This window comes from Macrococcoides caseolyticum (assembly GCF_002902665.1).
GTDB classification, from domain to species: domain Bacteria; phylum Bacillota; class Bacilli; order Staphylococcales; family Staphylococcaceae; genus Macrococcoides; species Macrococcoides caseolyticum.
Window position 1 is genome coordinate 1 of the sequence record NZ_PPRM01000031.1, and the last position, 925, is coordinate 925.

The 925-nt window shown below is 34.1% G+C and carries 2 protein-coding genes; one reads left to right on the plus strand and one right to left on the minus strand.

Going from position 1 to position 925, the window contains the following annotated elements:
* Positions 1-90 (minus strand): type I toxin-antitoxin system Fst family toxin (locus tag CD152_RS11740; protein ID WP_133451590.1); only part of this gene is annotated, 90 nt, incomplete at its 3' end.
* A gap of 163 nt (positions 91-253) precedes the next feature.
* On the opposite strand from CD152_RS11740, the gene CD152_RS05850 reads away from it, so the two are divergent.
* The gene (locus CD152_RS05850) at positions 254-625 is read left to right on the plus strand and encodes a hypothetical protein (protein ID WP_101042175.1); all 372 of its coding nucleotides are present in this window, start codon (positions 254-256) and stop codon (positions 623-625) included.
* The last annotated feature ends 300 nt before the right edge of the window (positions 626-925 follow it).

Consider the following 925-nt stretch of genomic DNA (forward strand, 5'->3'; position numbering starts at 1 on the left):
ATCCTTACGTTGATCTAACCAGTGAGAAAACAACGCAAGTGCTACGCCAACATATAATGGCGCAATAACGTTAACAATTAAGATTTCCATAGTTATCCACCTCCTTCCATAAGAACTCGCCTATGGAAGTAAAGACGGCTTACTCATTATATCGAATTACTATGATTTCTTCTAGGTGACTTATCTTATTCTTTTTATCGCGCAAAAATGAGTGGCATAATGAGGATAACGATAAACATCAGGAGGATATAAGATGACAAATATTGATTATGAAAAAGAATTACAAGCGTTAGAAGAAAAAAAGAAACAGCTATTAAAAGAAAAGCGTGAAAAAGATAAGAAAGAACTTCAGACCTTAAAAGCAGTCTTCGGTAAAGACTTTCCTAGGAAAGAGAACGGTAAATTTATCTCGTTAGATGAATTCAAACAGAATTATGTGATTGCGCATAAAGATCATTCAGGGATCAATCAGAATCAATTCGATGCTGTTCAGAATGAACTGAATCAGTTAAAAAAGAATTTAAATGCTATTGCGGATGCAATGGACGATTCAAGAGGATACTGGCATATTAATGATTTAAAGGGGTTAACGAACTGGTTATCAAAGTTTAGAACGAAGGGCTAAACTTTGATAACTCGGCTTACAAAAGATACTGTATAACAGTATCTTTTGTATCGAATGGATTGGATAAGGATGACGTAAGTAGTCATCATATTCAAATCAATTCGTAAAGGTTTTCTACAAAGATCCATCCAAACATCACATGATTTTTGGATGGATCTTTGTATTTTATATCATCTGTATATTTCGAAGAAATAGACGATGATATGAGACGAAAGGGTTAAGGGAAATACTTTTCCCTTACAAGTAGGTGAATAATACTTTGCGAAGCAAATGTATACATTCGCACTGCTTGACCAAAAC